This is a genomic window from Peptococcaceae bacterium 1198_IL3148 (assembly GCA_036763105.1).
In the GTDB taxonomy this organism is placed as follows: domain Bacteria; phylum Bacillota; class Desulfotomaculia; order Desulfotomaculales; family Desulfohalotomaculaceae; genus JBAIYS01.
On the sequence record JBAIYS010000003.1, the window covers coordinates 204,682 to 222,330 of the forward strand.

Sequence of the window (17,649 nt, forward strand, 5' to 3'; positions counted from 1 at the left end):
CTTATTACCCTATATAATTATAGGTAGAATGCACATTTTGGATGAAAGGGTAGTACTTTGATGAAAATTCGTAGGTCTAACCAACAAACTGCTTTAAACCAAGCCAATGACATTTTTAATGATATATTGTTGCCATCGAAGAAACGGACCCGGGGAACTGTTTATTTCTACCGACTAATTGGTTTTAACAATCAGTCCGAATTTCTCACCAAGGTGACATTGTTACATCAACAGTTGTTGAAATATGGTGACCTTTACCTTTACTTTATTGACAGCCTACCACTACCTTTCAACAATATTCTGACTGATAAAATAAGCCAGGGTCTGACAGATTTAAATAGCACTGATCCCACTGTTATTTGCGATGTTTTAACCAAAGCTAGCTTATTACCTACAGTAAACTCGCAAATGACAGGCTCCCTAAAAACGATTCTCGATTTATATATCAAGAACGAACCCACCGTCAATATTAGCCAATTGAAAAACTTTGTTACTAAAATTTTGTTGTGGGCCCATCAGCATGTCCCGACTTTATACCGGCAAAGCAACGCCAATCACAACCCTAAAGTGTTGTATTATGGCGAAATTAAAAAACACTCGATTTACTTTTTAATTTTTTTGTCACAATTGGGCTGTGATGTGTTATACATCAATCCTTACAGTGATTCAGATTATCAAAATGTAGACCCTAACAATCAGTTTTCTCAGATTATAGAAGGCAGTATTAAAACCAAACTGGCCGAGCCACCCATTAAAGTAATGGCTAAATCATATGTCAGACCAATCACCACCGGCCCCTGCGTGGCAGTAAAGCTAAAAAAAGCCACGGATATTTGGCAAGATATTTTGTTGCCGCTACATAAAAGAAGCGGTTACCTGGGTAGCCCAACGCCAGTTCTGCCCATCTACTTTTATAGGCACATTGGTCTTGCGGGGACAAGCAATGAATCAGTGGACCAGTTCTACAATACCATTTATCAACTGGATAGAACCTTAACCAATGGAAATTACGGCTATATCCGGTTGACAGATTTTGTGCCGATGCCCAGCAATAGCGACATTGCCCACTACAAAACCAAGTTGCATTGGAATGGCGATCAAAATTCTTTAATTAGTGGAGTGTTGTCAGCTAATATTTTACCGATCACCAACAGTAAATCTTTGAATAATACCATCAAAACAGCATTTCAGCAAACCATGGAATTGTTTATTGACATTGAACCCAACAGCAGTTCAACCAGGTTAGAGAATTTTGCTTTAAAACTAATTGGTTGGATAAATAATTATTTTTATGATTTATACATCGATTTTGATTTTAAAGATAGTCCTAAGGTTTTGTATTACGGGGACATTAAACTACACGAAATATGCTTTCTGATCTACCTGTCCAAAATCGGTTGCGACGTATTGTATATCAACACCGACTGCCAAAAGGATAATATCTTTAAAGAAATTGACCCGGCTGAGCAACATAGCAAGCTCATTACACAACCGTACAGTTTAGCGCTGGAACCATTTCCCGAAGTGGAGCGAGTTATACGCAAGGCTACGGTGGCCTACAGCGCCTCCCAAGAAATTCAACAGGTAATTTACAGTGCCGATGCCGGTTTATTTAAACCTTGGCAGTTTCAAAATTACCGCACTCAACCAATAACGTTGCGCACCACCTATGATGAGTTGAAAATTTTGTGGCCGGAGGAGGCTCGCATTCGGCCGGAGTTTAAAGTGGTTGACGACACAGTGTATGTACCCAACCTCTTTGCCAAAATTAGAGGTACTCATCAAGACTTAAATCTGTACTGGCAAGATTATCGATTGCTAATCAACAGCAAAAACACCCTTGTGGTCACCCAAGTGCCCTTTACTAAAGTGAATTACAAAAAACGAGATTTATATGCATCTGCATTTTTGTTCAATAATGACGGCCTATTAAATAGAGAGAAGCTGATGCAAAGTGGTTTTTATCGCTTTAGTTATTTAAGAAGCTCATTGCAGCATCTCATTATTAGCAAAGTGGAGGAGCTTATTAAAGCCAACCCCTTCATTGATGGCACCGATAAGGAATTACCGTTAAAAATCCTGATGACGGTGATGACGATGGATGACAACATCTTACGGTTAATCGAAACCTTTGATTACCCCAAAGAAGTACCCAAATTGGTCATTTATGACAGCACCAAAGAGGTCTTTAGTGATGAAGACGCCATCATTATTGCCTTTTTAAATCTGGTGGGTATAGACATTGCCATCTTCACCCCCACCAATTACAACAACATTGAACTAAAGCTAAAGACAGAGCTACTGGATGAACATCAACTACCATCATTGCAGTTGGATTTGCCCATCCCGGATTCAATGGACATGCCCAATGAATCAAGTAAAATCGGTAATTTATTTAACCAGATATCAACAAAAATAAGGAGGAAATTTCGTTGAAAATTAACAGAACAGACAGGCAACTGGAGCAAGCGGTGGAGGTAGTGCCATTTGATTTAGAAAAGCAAAAACAAGAAGTGGCGGTAAAGGTACAAAATTCACCAGCCATAGACAATATTTTGGCACAAATTGATTTGGATAATCCCAACACCATTATGACCTATGGTGCCGGCATCACCGAGGAAATCGCCAAATTTGCCGATCAAATTTTGCACAGCATGGAAATGGTCAAGGTGGAAGATTCCGGCAACATGCTGGCCCAGCTTAATGCCATTATGGACAAGTTCGACATCAAAGACTTTGAAGAAAAAAAGCAGAGTTTTTTCGGCAAGTTGTTTAACAAAGCCAAAGATTCCATCGAAGCGTTGTTTAAAAAGTATCACACCATGGGTGATGAGGTGGATAAAATCTATGTCACCCTTAAACAGTATGAAAGTGAAATCAACAAAGCCAATGCAGATTTGGAAGGGATGTTTATGAAAAATCTGGAGTACTATGAGCAATTGGAACAGTACATTTATGCAGGTGAATTGGCCATTAACGAAGTGCGCAACAACATTCTGCCCCAAATGCAACAGCAAGCCGCCACCAGTGGTAATCAATTGGATCAGGTGCAGGCCAACAACGTGGCCAGAATGCTGGAAATGATGGAGCAACGGGTGCATGACCTGAAGCTGGCCGAAAACATCGCCATCCAAACCATGCCCAGCATTAAGTCTATTCAAAACGGCAACTACAACTTAATACGCAAAATCAACTCGGCCTTTATTATTACGTTACCAATATTTAAGCAGTGTTTAATTCAATCCATCATGCTCAAACGTCAGGCAGTCCAAGCCAAGGCCATGCAAGCATTGGATGAAAAGACCAACGAGTTGTTATTAAGAAACGCCCAAAACACCGCTTTACAATCCAAAATGACCGCCCAACTGGCCTCGGGCAGCTTTGTTAGCATCGAAACGCTACAAAAGTCCTGGGAAACCATTGTCAAAGGCATTGAAGAAACCAAGCAAATCCAAGATGATATGCGCCAGAAGAGGGTTGCCGACAGCCAAAAATTGTTGGCCTTTAAGGAAGAGTTCCAAAACAAAAAAATGCTAAAATAAAGGGGGCTATACGCCCCCTTTAGTAATTATACATTAGGAATTATGAATTTTAAATGGAGTGGTTAAGTTCATTGCGCCCCTCAATCATAATTTAACATTCAAAATTCATAATTGCTCTTTCTTTATCCGTTGTTCTTAACGGGAATAAACTTTCTGATCCAACTGCCGAAGCCTTTGGGGTTACGGGTTTGAATGATTACCGGGCCGGGGCCGCGGAATCTACAGACGATACCTTCACCGCTGGTGAAGGAAGATACCCAGCCTTTGGAAGCTTTATCGATGCTGTATTGCATATAATCAGGCCAGGCCACCAGGTGGTTGTTGTCCACCACTATTTCTTCGCCCGGTTGCAGATCGAAAACATGAATACCCCCGTATGTATTGACAAATACCACCCCTTTGCCACTTACCTTAACCACGAAGAATCCTTCTCCTGAAAGGAAACCTTGGGCTAAATTCTGGGCTTGGGTAGACACATTTAACCCACTATCACCGGCTAAAAAACCGTCCTTTTGCACCATCAGGTTGTAAGAGCCGTCTAACTCCACGTCAATAATGTCCCCCGGTATTGGTGGTGACAGGTACACTTTGCCCGGGCCGCGATTGGCGGTGAGGGTTTGCAAGAAAAAATTTTCCCCCGCCAACATGCGGCTAATACCACCGAAAATACCACCATCCATTTTCCCTTCCACATCTATAGTGGAGGACATCGAAACCATGGCATCGGCTTCTGCCTTGATGGTCTCCCCCTGTTGCAGTTCCACTTCCAACATGGCATAGGCCCCAGGATATAATATTCTATGTTTCATGTTCTCTCCCCCCTTTAGTTTCAACTTTCAAAGCAAAGAGTGCTTTGGTCAGCACTCCATCTTAACACTGTTTCCAACACCTCTTCCCCGGCTTTAAGTCCCTCGCTGCGGGTAAAATTAATTTTTTCCCCTTTAAACTGCTGCTGATAACATTGGAACACCTCACCATGCCTGGGGCAAAGGTGATGCGGCGTAGCGGTCAGCAGAGGCAAGTCTAGCAGCGAATCCCCTGCCGTGTAAACTTCGGTTTCCCCGGTGATGGCCATAATCTTTGCTATCGGTGCCCATTTGTTAATCACCTTAGGCACCAAGTATAACTTGTGACCCTGGAGCGAAATCTCCCAATTTTGGGTCGCCGCCCAACTGGTAAACTGGGCTAACTCTGGCTCCGGCAGCGCCGGCCGGTCCACTAGACAATAATAAAACAGCCCCTCTGCCTCTTTCATTTTTATTACCCAGGCATCCGAAACAATGCGATTAAACTCCTTTATTATATCTGCACTGGGTGCGCAATCCCTTAATTTCAGTAGAATTTCTTGATGATATGATTGATCTAGCTGGCCATCAATCAGCAGGTTGCCACCGTTTGATGTGACGGCATATTTAGGTTGTAGATCGGTAACAAAGGTTACCCGCCGGTACTGCTCCACCGTCCTGGTGGTGCAGGGAACAAAAATCAGTCGGTCAGCAATAATTTGCAACAGTGCCGCCGCCCGCTCGGTCATATAGGACGCATAATCTCCAACTTCCACCCGGTAATGGCGGCCACCATCTGCAATAAACCTACTGGAGTAAATTAAAGTGCGATCTAAGTCGCTGGCAAAAATCATTATTTCTTCTCCATTGGTTTAATTAGTCCACAGCAACAATAGGCTAGGTTGGGGTACTCAACCACCGGCACCCCTCGCTCATTGGCCAGCAACATGATGTGCTCCAGGTGAGGGTGAGATTGGTCCCGCACCAACACCTGCCATGGCACCCGACGCAACAATACCCTGGTGGTTTCCCCCACCCCCGGTTTAATTAAATTTATGTTTTTGATACCAAATTCCTGCTGAATATTTTCGATATTTTTTAACCCCAACCAACTGGGGTTGTGGTCAATAAAGGCAGAGATATCAGTGGTGGTGGCGGTAAAGTGCTCAGTGATACTGTCTACATAAAAATTAGAAAGATCATCGGCTTGCAGGTTTTGATAGTATTTGGCACCATGAAAATCTAAAGGGCCAATCAAGTCCGGGCGCAACACTGTGCGGGACATCAAGCCACTGACAGTGGAATTTAAACAGGCACTGGGAATTAAAAAATCCTCTCTAGTTCCAAAAATATTGGCACAATATCCAGGGTCGGCCAACACTGCCAGCTCACTGTTTATTTTAATGCTGTACTTTTTCTCAAATTGATTGAGAGATTTGATCAACTCTTTGGTAATGGCACCTTTACCTGTCCATCCATCAACAAATTGTATGCTAACATGGCTGTGGTGTTGCAATATGTAAAACAAAGCGTTCTCATCAATTCCCCGATCCCTAATAATGGATATACTGTAGTGGGGTATATCAATCCCAAAGTATTGTTTAAAATAACGCTTTATTAGCACTCCAATGGGGGTGCCGGCCCTAGCCAACGAAACCAGCACTACGTTGTCACCGTGTAATTGATAAATGGCTGACGCCACAATACCAACAGCCTTAGCAATATCAGTGGCACTTTTCTGTAAAGACTGATAAAACAAATTTATATATTGGACAGAGGGACGATATTCAATGGGCAACATTTCCGAATAGTGTTTGTCGGCCTGCATTGCCCGTTCCCGCTCTTCGTTGCTCTGTTCCACCACCAATTGGCCGATATCCTTTAGCAAAAATATAACGTCCTCCGGCGAATAACTACCCAGTGGCTCTGGCGCTGGTATTTCTGCTCGCAAAAACTACACCTCCGTTTAAATTCTTACTGAAAACAGAGATTCTTCACAACCCCAGAATGACGGCTGACACCACATTCCCAGCGTTGTGAAGAATCTTTAAGTCATCCAGACAAATACAACATGTTTGATGCCCAATTGTTGAAAACCAATCAATAGCGGTTCTACCTGTCGGGGTAGCACTGGCCTTTCCCAAAAAACAAACACTTCATCATAGCGGTTAGGAGGAATATTATAGACAAAGTTGGATACAGCGTTGTGGGGATCTTTAAAGGTAAGGGCGTGTTTTACCCCGTAGTTATCTTTATTAATCGGGTGCACCGGACTTCTGGTGGTAGACTGCACCACCACCCCTTTGCCCATGGCTTCAGCAATCATAAAAGGAATATGCATAAACTCACCGGTGCCTAAGCACAGGGTTTGTTGCCCATGGCGCAGTTTAGTTAACCTCTTTCCCAACTTGTCGGTAATCTCTTTTAATAACTGATTATCCTGTTGATCAATACCAAAACGGCCGGTGTATTTGAAGTAATTAACCACTTCGTTTTCCGCTGTGGTTACCACCGTGGGCAACGCTGGTGGCACAAAGATTTCTGTTGCTTGCTTTAGTTTGGGCAACGGTTGAGGGCTTTCGTGAATCACCGGTGAGGTGCCGTTATCGGCAAAGGTGCCGGCAATTAAAGACAACACACTAATTTTGACGCCCAACTCCGCTGCCACCGCCTGGTACCTTTGTTTAGCGGCTGACGAACGCCAATCTAAAAGAGATAAAATAACATAATGTTGCTGGGGGTACTTTTTATGAATCGAACGGATGATATTTAAGCACAGGTTACCAGTGCTAATTTCATCATCTATTAGCACCAGATAATCGTTATGTTGCAAAAGTGCCGGATTGTTAACCAGCAACTTTTGGTCCGGCGCATGACAGTGATCTTCGGTAAAATAAATGGTATCATGTGCACCGCAAAGGGGTTCTCTGGTGGTATGTAAATATTCTACATCACCGGCAAAGCAATCGAACACGGCATGCCCTAAACCGGTGGCGGTTTCGGCAAAACCGATAAATAGTGCTTTACCCTGCATTTTATAGGCTGAGCTCGGCATTACGCCCACTGCGTGACCACTTAATGCCGCCACCATCTCACTAACTGATTGTTGATTAATGGGCAATGCCAGCAGTTCGGCCAAACGCGTAGCCAAAAGCCTACCGGCAAGACGCGGCGTGCCCGGTAATACCGGAATGTGCTTACCAATCAGTTTACTGACAAACAAATAGCTGCGCTTAGGATTGTTTCTGGCAGCCATGGCAAACACATCATCAATGGGAATATGAAAGGGGTTAGCGGTTATTTCCACCTCAACCGATAAGTTAGCCAATATGTTGTAGTTTCTTCGCTCCGGCATAGATAATGCTTGCGTGGTCATGTCGTTCGTTAATCACTCCATAAATTTTAGCTAATTTCATGATTTTGTTGGCCCAATTGGTATGGGGCTTAGCCTCGTTCATTTTATTTTGGTAAATGCTTTTAGATACGCCGCCTTTTTCATGATCCAAAATATCCATCGCATCCAAATATTCTTCCATGGTGACGGCATAAAGTGCCTGTACCGGTACCAGATGGCTGGGATGGATAATGGTTTTACCCACAATACCGTTGGCTTTGTCCAACAGCACCTCCTTGATTAAACCATCCACATATTTGGAAACCAGTTGCCGACGGACATTTAAACCGGCATCACCATATTGTTCCAAGAACGGGGTTTTTCGCAACTGGGGCTTCAGCACCCTTTCTTTGGTGCCAAAATACTCCCACACCGGTCCTGATATCACATAACCGCCTTGGGGACGGCCAAAGATGTTCAGCAAATCGGCGATAAAGTCTCTAATGACCGCAATATCGTAAATGGTAAATTCATAGCTTCTTCTGATGCCAAATAACCCTGAAAGATCGGTGGCCCCCATGCGGACATTGAGCACCAAATCGGCGTAACTATCTAACACCGCTTTAATTTTTAACATTTCAGCCACCCGGGTTGGCTGTTCGATTACCCGGGGAGTTTCCAAAATGGGCATACCGTAAAGGGGTTTTGCTAAGCTGTGATTGACCCTTTGCAGTTCAGCAAAATATTGCCAATCTGCTTCGGGATCAAACTTAGGAAAAACAAAACCGGTTAACACCGACAAAGCCGAGCCCAAATTAACAATTAACCGCTTCATTTGCTCCAGGTTTCTCACCCGGATAAAGATAAAGGGGAGATTTCTGCCGTTTTCCCGTTGCTTTAATAGCTCCTTTAACTGTACTTGCAAATTGCCTTCGGCAGCGGCAACCATATCGTCACCCACCGCATCCTCAAGGCATAACACAGTGGATACCAGGCCGGGCATGTCATCCCTTACCAGCTTTTGGGCCACTTTGGGGGAATTTGCCGGAATATACAGCGTGGCCCCTAGGGCAAGGGCCAACGTCTGTTTATCCATATTCTCTGTTAAATCAGCCGGGGGCAAAGCAAATATCGCTTCCTTTTCCCGCTGATCAAGGTAACTAAAGTACTGCATTATTTCACATGCCCCTGATCTGTTGGTTTAGCATCCGCTGATTTAGCAGAGCCTTTGAACTTTTCAAATAAAAATCCCCCAACAAAAATCGTCGCCATAATGGTCAGTGTCATCACCTCGGTGATGTGAATGCCAAAGGCAGAAGCCATCATTTTACCACCGATAAAGGCAATTAACACATAGGCTGTGGCTTCTAGATGCGGGTATTTGTCCAACAGATTAATAAATACCTGAGCCACCAAACGCATCATTAAAATTCCCAATAAGCCCCCAATAAACAGCACCCAAATTTGACCACTGACACCAAAGGCTGCCAGCACACTGTCGATACTAAAGGCAATGTCCAACATCTCCACCGTTAATACCGTGCGCCAAAAACCACCGTGAACTTCCTTGACCTCTTCATCACCGTTATCCCGTTTAAAGAAATACTTACCAGCTAACCATAACAAGTAGAGTGCGCCTAGAATTTTAACAAAGGCAAATTTCACCAGATAAACGCCAATACCAATGGCTAGAAACCGGAACAGGTAAGCACCCCAAATACCATATACTAACGCTTTCTTCCTTTGCTCCGGTGGCAGGTGTCTTACGGCCACCGCCAACACCATGGCATTATCTGCACTTAAAATACCTTCTAACAGAACTAAAGAAGCAATGATTCCCCAAGAGGCTGGATTGACGAGAACTGCATGCAGCGCTTCCCACGAAAAAAATTGTGCATAACTTTGTGCTATACCAGCGAATAGATCCATTAATTAAATTCCTCCATTTTAGAAGGGGTGCTGTTGGAGCACCCCTTTAAGCGTTTTATTAACCAACGTTTAAGCCGTAGCTGGTGCAAAGGGCAGCTAATCCACCCTGATAGCCGGCACCAACAGCGCTAAATTTCCATTCTCCATTGTGACGGTAGAGTTCAGCAACCACCAGTGCTGTTTCAATTGAGTAATCTTCCGATAGATCGTAGCGAATCAATTCTTCGTCGTTGGCAGCGTTTACTACCCGAACAAAGGCGTTGGACACTTGACCAAAGTTTTGGTTTCTGGCTGCCGCTTCGTGAATGGTGATGGTGAAAGCAATCTTTTCAATTTCAGCTGGTACTTTTGTCAAGTCGATGGTCACCCTTTCATCGTCACCTTCCCCTTCACCGGTCAGGTTGTCACCGCTGTGACAGATAGCACCGCTGGCATCCTTTAGATTGTTGTAGAACACAATGGCAGAATCGTTTACCACTTTGCCATCTTTGTTTAGCAAAAAGGCGGCTGCATCCAAGTCAAATGCTTGTCCGCCATCATACTGGTTGGTGTCCCAACCGAGACCAACAAAAATGTTGGTTAAACCAGGATTAGTTTTGGTTAAATCAATTTTTTGACCCTTTGCCAAAGAAATAGCCATTTAACAATTACCCCCTATTTTTTATATTAATCAAATGTAACAATTATACATGTAATTTTCTTTTTACATAAACCGTTGCGCTAAGTTGCCCAGTGATGCATCGGTGGTACCTTCACCCACCGCAGCAAATTTCCATTCTCCATTGTGGCGGTATACTTCACCAACAATTAGCGAGGTTTTGCCACCATAGTTTTCTGTTAAGTTAAACCGCACCAGTTCTTGGCCATTATCGTTATTAACCACTCTAATAAAAGCGTTTTTAATCATGCCAAAGTCTTGTCTACGTTTGACACAGTCATAGATATTAACCACAAACACCAGATAGTTGATGTCGGCAGGAATTTTACTCAATTCCACATATATTTGTTCGTCATCGCCATCTCCATCACCGGTGAGGTTGTCACCCATGTGCCGTACACTACCGCATTTGCTCTTTAGGTTACCAAAGTATATCAGGTTTTCTTTCTTGGTTAATTTTTTGTTTTGGTCTAGCATAAAAATTGAGGCATCACAGTCGATTTTAGCGCCACCGGCGCCGCCACCAAATAGACCTTTTAAAAATCCACCACCGCCACCATTTTCAACGGGGTCCCAACCTAAACCCACCATCAATTTCTTTAAGCCTGGGTTACCTTTGGTCAAATCAATTTTTTGCCCCTTTTGTAAGCTAATAGCCATTAACTAACCTCCTAATTATTAAACATTCAAGCCATATAAACGGCATAAACCTGCTAACCCGTCTTGGAAACCACTGCCCACCGCTGCAAACTTCCACTCGCCATTGTGTCGGTACAGTTCACAAATTACCAGCGCCGTTTCCACACTATAGTCTTCACTGAGATCATAGCGCAAAATCTCTGCATTTGTGTTAGCATCCACCACCCGAGCAAAGGCATTGTGCACCATGCCAAAGTTTTGCTTCCGGGCTGCTGCCTCGTAAATGGTTACGGTAATGGCAACCTTTTGTACTCGATCGGGAATTTTAGCAAAATCGATAATAATTTGTTCATCGTCACCCTCACCGGCACCGGTGAGGTTGTCCCCGGTATGTATAACACAATCTGCTTCAGCCTTTAGGTTATTGTAAAACACAAAATCCTTTTCTTGGGATACCTTACCGTTAACATCCAGCAAAAACGCCGAAGCATCCAAGTCAAAATCGGCGCCATCAAAATTGTTAACATCCCAACCGAGGCCAATCATCACTTTAGTCAAGCCCGTTCTGCCTTTGGTCAAATCAATCTTTTGTCCCTTTTGCAGGTTAATTGCCAAAAATTATACCTCCTTCACTACTTTTCTAAAACTACATCTTAATGTAGTATTATACAGGCACTGGGACAAGTTGACAATAACTATTTAATAAAAAACTTTATTTTTCTGTATTTTTTTATTATACTTAAGGTGCTAATTTCTGTAATAAACAAAAGGTGATGTCAAATGATTTCTTATGGACCTTTAAGGTACATATTGGCAAAAAAGAGAATAAAAAGAAAAGAATTGCAGCAGGCGCTCAATTTAAGCCCCACTACAATTGCCAAAATTAACCGAAATGAGTACTTATCTATGGAGGTACTGGATAAAATTTGTACTTATCTGCAGTGCAATATTGAGGACGTGGTCACCCACATTAATCCAATCGATCTAAAGAAAAAAAAGTAAGCATTTCAAAACCAATCTTTAAACAAATCTTTTATGTTATAACTATGCCTATTTTTTAAGATAAAATTTATGTGATCCCTACAACCAATGCCAATAATCAGATATATTACCGCCACAGTAAACACTAAGGTATCGATGCCAAGCACCTCCTTATGTATCTATATTGTGCTGTACTATATGTGACGGTGGCAAGTAATGTGAAATACAAATTTTCCTATCAAGAATTAACCCTCTGGTTTACGCCAGAGGGTATCCAATGTTTAAAGTATAACTTAATTTTTATCGTTCTTAGCTTCAATCCACTTTACATAGTAGGGCAAGCTGGTATCGATAGCTACACCCTGTTGCAGCAGCTTAGTGACCAACAACCACTCTAATCCGTTGACCTTGGTATTGCGGCACCTTTCTACCCAGCTTAGGGGCATAATGAGCACAAAGCTGTTTTGGTACCTAAATTTAACGATGTTTCTTTTAATTTGCAGTCTGAGTTTCTCTTCTTCTTTGAACAGGTATTTATTGATCAGGGCAGTAATGTGGGCTACATACTTTTCTGTGGGGGCTGTCGATCTGAGCATCACATCGGCAAACCCCAGCCCACCGGGCGCTCTTTTATATTCCTGTTCGCTGAACATATTATCACTCCCGGTTTATTTACATCATTATTAAATAAAAACACACCTTTCCCGCCAACAAGCAAGAAGGGTGTGATAATCCTCTTATTACACCTATCGCTGTTAGCTTTAGCACCTTGCCTTTTATAACAGGTTGCTGCAGGTTCAACGGGCTAACTCCCTCGCCTGCTCTTGATAGCTTCTTATTAAATTAAGTTTATTATACCATAAATAGCACAGTTAATCAGCTGTTTTATCTCGATAAATAATATGTTCCATTAGCAGCACCGCCAACACACCCACCACAAAACCATTGCCGATAATTGGCCTGGCCAATGTTGGAAAGGCAGCTAAAGTTTCCGTCGGCAAAATTGATACAATAATACTTAACATTAAAGGCAGCCCTATCACTAAGCCGCTTTCAAAATTAATAGTTTTTGTACCATTATATACCACCAATAATCCTGCGGATATTTGTGAACACATTAGATAAATCATTGTGGCCCCCACCACCGCAGAAGGAATACTGCCCATAAAGGCAATAACCTTGGGCAAAAATGATATCAACAATAGTCCGAGGCCGGTGGGTATTAAAGTAAACCTGGAGGCGTTGCCGGTTGCAGCTATAAGACCGGGACTGAGTGAAAAATTCACCTGCCCGATAACCCCCATCAAACCAGATAATACGTTGGACAAGCCGGTAAAAGCAATCCCTCTGGTCACCCTTTGGGGCATTTGATCAGACTTAATTACTTCCCCCACCGATTGGATGGAACCCAAGTCGTTAATGGAAAGGGCTAAGAAGCAGACTAAAAAAGAGACCAACACCCCTGGTTCAATGGTTAAATCCAAGTTAAAGTTGCTAAAAAATGTGGAAACAAAAGCTATTTCTGCATTCATGGTCAACAATTGATAATGGGGCACCAACAGCAAATATAACAGACTACCGATAATGGTTGCCCATACTATTAACGTTGATCTCCAAATACCCATTAGCACATGATTGGCCACAAACATCGCCAGCACTAAAGCCACCGCAAAACACAAGTTTAAAAATGCAGTCCCCGCCATGTCAGTATTTATAATTAAATTCATAATTGTCGGGGTAAGGGTTAAAGCAATTAAAATTAGAATGGTAGCCACAACTCTAGGGGTGAACAGTTTTTTTAAATAACTGAACAACCCGGTGATGCTGACCAGTGTAAGCACAGCACCACTGATTAATACAGAGGAATAAATTGCTCCCATGCCACTGGCCTGACTGGCAATTATGGCCACCAGTAAAGCCGTTGCCGGTCCAACTATTAGTGGTAACCGGTGCCCCCAAATTAACTGCAGTAACAAACTTACCGCCACGACAAAAAATAGCTTTTGCATGTAAACAATTTGTTCTAACGGTTCGTTAAAATGTAGTTCGGCCACCACTTTACCAATAATGATTAGCACCGGAACGGTCACTGCCAGCCATTGCAGGCCCAAAAGCATTAGTTCTGGCAGCGGTGGCACCTCATTCAACCGATATTTTAATTTAATTTCAGCCATTTTCATCACCAACCCTATTATAAAGGCAAACCACATAAAAAGCACTGAGATTAACTAAATTACGCCCACTAAAGTTAACTGCAATATAGTGAAAGCTCCGTGTATATTTACCCGGAGCTTAATAAGGAGGAATAATCTATATCTAGTTAACTGCGCATGGCCCGCAACCTGGCCACTCGATCTTCAAGGGGTGGGTGCGTACTAAACAATCTGGCCACCGAGGCACCGGACAGCGGATTGATAATAAACATGTGGGACGCAGCCGGATTCACTTGCATTGGTATCCGTTGGGCAGCCGCTTGTAACTTAAGCAATGCGTTAGACAACCCATCGGGCGAGCCAGCAATCTTAGCGCCTGTGGCATCTGCAGCATATTCCCTAGAACGGGAGATGGCCATTTGTACAATGGCTGCTGCTATCGGTGCGATGATTGCCATAATCAGACCACCAATCATGCCACCGCCTCCCTCGTCATCACTTCTCCCCATACCAAAGATTGCCCCCCACTGCAAGGCATTACCCATCATACTGATGGCACCGGCCAGACCGGCAGCGATGGTGCTAATTAGTATATCTCTGTTTTTTACATGGGCCAATTCGTGAGCAATTACGCCTTCCAATTCCGAACGGTTCATCAACCGCAGAAGCCCTTCGGTAACAGCCACCGCTGCATTTTGTGGGTTGCGACCGGTGGCAAAGGCATTGGGTTGATCTGACGGAGTAATGTAGAGTCTTGGCATTGGAATTCCTGCCCGCTTGACTAAATTCTCCACCAGTGCATAAAGCTCTGGAGCTTCTGCCCTAGAGACTGGATAAGAACGTGTCATTTTAATGGCCATTTTATCGCTGTAAAAATAGCCAAATAAATTCATTGCCATGGCAATAATAAAAAACATCATGGCACCTGATTGACCAAAGAATGCATTACCAATAAACACGAGCAAAATCGTTAAAAAACCCATTAAAGTAAAAGTTTTTAGCGTATTCACATCCACCTCTCCTTTATAAATATAATAAAGTGAATTTTGATTCTGTTGTGATCAATGGTTTGTAATGTTACAACACCTATCTAATTTAGCCTCTAAGTATATTTATATCCACAATTGTTGGTATATTATCGTCCAGATAATACCGATTTTGCATCCCATTGGATTTGGAAGACTTAATTTGTATATTAGTAAATTATTATACAGCATTTACAAAAAACCGTACAGTTAAACTTGATGGTAAAAATGGTGGTTTCAAAAAAGGAACCCCAGGTTAATGCCCAAAGTTCCCTCATACCGAATCGCACTATTTTTTACAGTTCTTTTTAACACGTGACAAAAGCTATCAAACTGCAACAAAGGAGTTCCATTTAATTTAAGCCACCGGTCTATCTTGATAAAACCCTTCGTTTAGTATCTTGACACGGATGCGATTAATGCGCAGGCCCACCATTTCTATAACCTCAAACCTATGGCTAGGTAATTCTACCACGTCGCCCACTTTGGGCCTTTTAGCCAGTTTGCCAAAAACATAACCAGCTAAAGTGTCATATTCCTCATCGTCATCATCCACTGGCAGTTCTAACACTTCCACTGCCTCTTCCAACAGCAGGCGACCATCCACCAAATAGGTGCCTTCATTTTCAGCAACCACCTGGGGCAGTTCTTTGTCAAACTCGTCTTGTATTTCACCCACCAGTTCCTCTAACACGTTTTCCATTGTAACTATTCCACTGGTGCAGCCGTATTCATCCACCACCAAGGTCATGTGCTGGTGGTTTTTTTGGAATTCTTTAAGCAAATCATCCAGTGGCATACCTTCGGGTACCATCATGATATTGCGTTTAATTTTTTCTATATTAGACCCGGGTTTCAATCGAAATAAATCTTTGATGTGTACCAAACCAATAACGTTATCACTATCCCGATCACATAACGGAAACCGCGTATGGGCGCTTTGCTGAGCAATTTCAATGTTTTCTGCCAAACTTTTTTGTATATCCATGAACACAACTTCCGGGCGGGGCACCATTACCTCTCTCACCACTCGCTTCTCAAATTCAAAAACGTTGTTTAGCAAACTCCATTCATCTTTATCTAAATGACCACCTTTATAGCTCTCTGAAACCAACATTTGTAGTTCCTCTTCACTATGGCTTTCTTCATGCTCGCTGGCTGGTTCCACCCCCAACTTACGTAAAATTCCATTGGCGGTACCATTGAACAACACAATTCCTGGATAAAACAACCGATAGAAAACCTGCATTGGTGCGGCTAGCCAGAGCGTAACCGATTCTGCCCGCTGTATAGATAATGATTTTGGTACCAATTCACCAAAAACCACGTGCAAATATGTCACCAATGTAAAGGCGATGATAAAAGAAATTGAATGCACTGCCGCCGGAGTGGCAACACCAAAATAATACAATACTGGCTCTAACAATTTGGCCACCACCGGTTCCCCCAGCCAACCTAGACCAAGACTGGCGATGGTAATACCCAATTGACTAACTGAAAGGTAGGCATCAATGTGGTTAACACAATCTTGAGCCAATTTTGCCCGAACGTTGCCCTCTGCCACCAACTGAGCTAAGCGGGTAGGCCGTACTTTGACAAAAGCAAACTCGGCTGCTACAAAAATAGCGTTTAACAAAACTAGCAATAATGCCAGCGCTATCTGTAGCAAAATAATAATACTAAACGACGTGTCGTCACCCATTATATGGGTTCACTCTCCTTATAATATATTAGCAAGCTAGAACTTGCTATTTTTATTTTATCAGATTAACTAAAATAATAATACATTAATAAAGGTTAAATTTCTTGTCAAAATTGACTTGGCCATTTATTTAGCGACTTTAGCATCGGACACTGGCACATTATCTCAGCCTTACATAGTCTTGCTCAAAAAATTGCAGGGGTTCAAACAAGTTGAACCCCTGCATCAATTGATCTATCATAAGGTTTGATGTGTTCTATTTGTGGATGAAACACTTCTTTTACGTTTAAATTTATTAAATACCTTTGGGTTTTTAATGCGGCCCACCCGCGCCCGCACGCCCGCAATTTTTTTAAATTTGATAGACTTAACTTTTTTCCCATTAGTGAATATTTTACTGGCATTTTTATAAATAACCAAAAACAACAAGTATGACATTACTGCCGCTAGGGTGGCGTTAATGGCACAGCCCAGCAGGTAAGCCGGACCGGCATGGATAAAGAAGTCCACCAATTTTTCCCAAATGGTTAGGCCTGCAGCAAATTCCTGAGGTGGTCTTTCATTAGAAGCAATAAAAAAAGTTCCCACTTTATAGTTAAAAACGTACAAAAAAGGGGACACATAGGTCATTAGTAAAGCTGGCACTGAGGTGGCGGCAATATTTAATTTAAGCAGTTTAGCCAGCACTATGCCGATTGGCAAATTTAAGCCCGGCAGCGGCAGAATAGATAAGAAAAATCCCAGTGATACACTTTTGGCCAACTTATTGGGGTCGTCTTTAATATTAATCAGTTTTAGTAAATTAGCTTTAAATTTTTTGAGAATATTAACATCCCCTTTGTGAAATACATTGTTGTTCAAACCATATTATATTTGATTTTAGTATGGCTGTACACAATTA

At 42.5% G+C, this 17,649-nt stretch carries 17 protein-coding genes and 1 riboswitch; of the genes, 3 read left to right on the plus strand and 14 right to left on the minus strand.

The window, feature by feature from the left end; translation table 11 throughout:
- The first annotated feature begins 60 nt into the window (after positions 1–60).
- Together V6C27_04875 and V6C27_04880 are read left to right on the plus strand one after the other, a co-directional pair.
- Positions 61–2,436, plus strand: coding sequence for a YceG family protein (locus V6C27_04875; protein ID MEG6615761.1), 2,376 nt, complete (start codon positions 61–63; stop codon positions 2,434–2,436).
- Positions 2,433–3,542 carry a toxic anion resistance protein gene (locus V6C27_04880; protein ID MEG6615762.1) on the plus strand — a complete coding sequence of 370 codons (1,110 nt, stop codon included), beginning with the start codon at positions 2,433–2,435 and terminating at the stop codon, positions 3,540–3,542. Before V6C27_04875 ends, V6C27_04880 begins: the two co-directional genes overlap by 4 nt.
- 122 nt (positions 3,543–3,664) lie before the next feature.
- On the opposite strand, the gene V6C27_04885 is transcribed toward V6C27_04880, so the two are convergent.
- The 9 genes from V6C27_04885 to V6C27_04925 all read right to left on the minus strand — a co-directional run bounded on the left by V6C27_04885 (position 3,665) and on the right by V6C27_04925 (position 11,502).
- Positions 3,665–4,351, minus strand: a complete 687-nt coding sequence (locus V6C27_04885) for a TIGR00266 family protein (GenBank protein ID MEG6615763.1) — start codon at positions 4,349–4,351, stop codon at positions 3,665–3,667.
- Positions 4,352–4,371: 20 nt separating this feature from the next.
- A complete protein-coding gene (locus V6C27_04890) occupies positions 4,372–5,181 on the minus strand; it encodes a hypothetical protein (GenBank protein ID MEG6615764.1) in 810 nt (269 codons plus the stop codon).
- Positions 5,181–6,278, minus strand: coding sequence for a cysteine protease StiP family protein (locus tag V6C27_04895; protein ID MEG6615765.1), 1,098 nt, complete (start codon positions 6,276–6,278; stop codon positions 5,181–5,183). The genes V6C27_04890 and V6C27_04895 overlap by 1 nt, the downstream gene beginning before the upstream one ends.
- Before the next feature lie 96 nt (positions 6,279–6,374).
- Positions 6,375–7,703, minus strand: coding sequence for a phosphoribosyltransferase family protein (locus V6C27_04900; protein ID MEG6615766.1), 1,329 nt, complete (start codon positions 7,701–7,703; stop codon positions 6,375–6,377).
- Positions 7,648–8,835 (minus strand): HpcH/HpaI aldolase/citrate lyase family protein, encoded by a 1,188-nt coding sequence (locus tag V6C27_04905; protein MEG6615767.1) that lies wholly within the window; start codon positions 8,833–8,835, stop codon positions 7,648–7,650. Before V6C27_04905 ends, V6C27_04900 begins: the two co-directional genes overlap by 56 nt.
- Positions 8,835–9,590, minus strand: a complete 756-nt coding sequence (locus V6C27_04910) for a TerC family protein (GenBank protein MEG6615768.1) — start codon at positions 9,588–9,590, stop codon at positions 8,835–8,837. Before V6C27_04910 ends, V6C27_04905 begins: the two co-directional genes overlap by 1 nt.
- 58 nt (positions 9,591–9,648) lie before the next feature.
- Positions 9,649–10,230, minus strand: a complete 582-nt coding sequence (locus V6C27_04915; protein MEG6615769.1) for a TerD family protein — start codon at positions 10,228–10,230, stop codon at positions 9,649–9,651.
- A 63-nt stretch (positions 10,231–10,293) separates the two neighbouring features.
- Positions 10,294–10,908 carry a TerD family protein gene (locus V6C27_04920; protein MEG6615770.1) on the minus strand — a complete coding sequence of 205 codons (615 nt, stop codon included), beginning with the start codon at positions 10,906–10,908 and terminating at the stop codon, positions 10,294–10,296.
- Positions 10,909–10,926: 18 nt separating this feature from the next.
- Entirely contained in the window at positions 10,927–11,502 is a 576-nt protein-coding gene (locus V6C27_04925) for a TerD family protein (GenBank protein ID MEG6615771.1), read from the minus strand.
- A gap of 165 nt (positions 11,503–11,667) precedes the next feature.
- On the opposite strand from V6C27_04925, the gene V6C27_04930 reads away from it, so the two are divergent.
- Positions 11,668–11,889: a helix-turn-helix transcriptional regulator gene (locus V6C27_04930; protein ID MEG6615772.1), complete on the plus strand. Its 222-nt coding sequence runs from the start codon at positions 11,668–11,670 to the stop codon at positions 11,887–11,889.
- A gap of 272 nt (positions 11,890–12,161) precedes the next feature.
- Here V6C27_04930 and V6C27_04935 read toward each other — a convergent pair whose 3' ends face one another.
- The 5 genes from V6C27_04935 to V6C27_04955 all read right to left on the minus strand — a co-directional run bounded on the left by V6C27_04935 (position 12,162) and on the right by V6C27_04955 (position 17,609).
- Entirely contained in the window at positions 12,162–12,521 is a 360-nt protein-coding gene (locus V6C27_04935; GenBank protein ID MEG6615773.1) for a hypothetical protein, read from the minus strand.
- Positions 12,522–12,611: 90 nt separating this feature from the next.
- Positions 12,612–12,702, minus strand: a riboswitch (SAM riboswitch).
- 38 nt (positions 12,703–12,740) lie between these two features.
- Positions 12,741–14,078, minus strand: a complete 1,338-nt coding sequence (locus tag V6C27_04940) for a solute carrier family 23 protein (protein ID MEG6615774.1) — start codon at positions 14,076–14,078, stop codon at positions 12,741–12,743.
- Between the two features lie 110 nt (positions 14,079–14,188).
- Positions 14,189–15,031, minus strand: a complete 843-nt coding sequence (locus tag V6C27_04945) for a zinc metalloprotease HtpX (GenBank protein ID MEG6615775.1) — start codon at positions 15,029–15,031, stop codon at positions 14,189–14,191.
- A 373-nt stretch (positions 15,032–15,404) separates the two neighbouring features.
- Positions 15,405–16,748 carry a hemolysin family protein gene (locus V6C27_04950; GenBank protein MEG6615776.1) on the minus strand — a complete coding sequence of 448 codons (1,344 nt, stop codon included), beginning with the start codon at positions 16,746–16,748 and terminating at the stop codon, positions 15,405–15,407.
- A gap of 237 nt (positions 16,749–16,985) precedes the next feature.
- On the minus strand, positions 16,986–17,609 hold the full coding sequence (locus tag V6C27_04955) for a DUF2062 domain-containing protein (GenBank protein ID MEG6615777.1): 624 nt from the start codon (positions 17,607–17,609) through the stop codon (positions 16,986–16,988).
- Positions 17,610–17,649 lie beyond the last annotated feature (40 nt).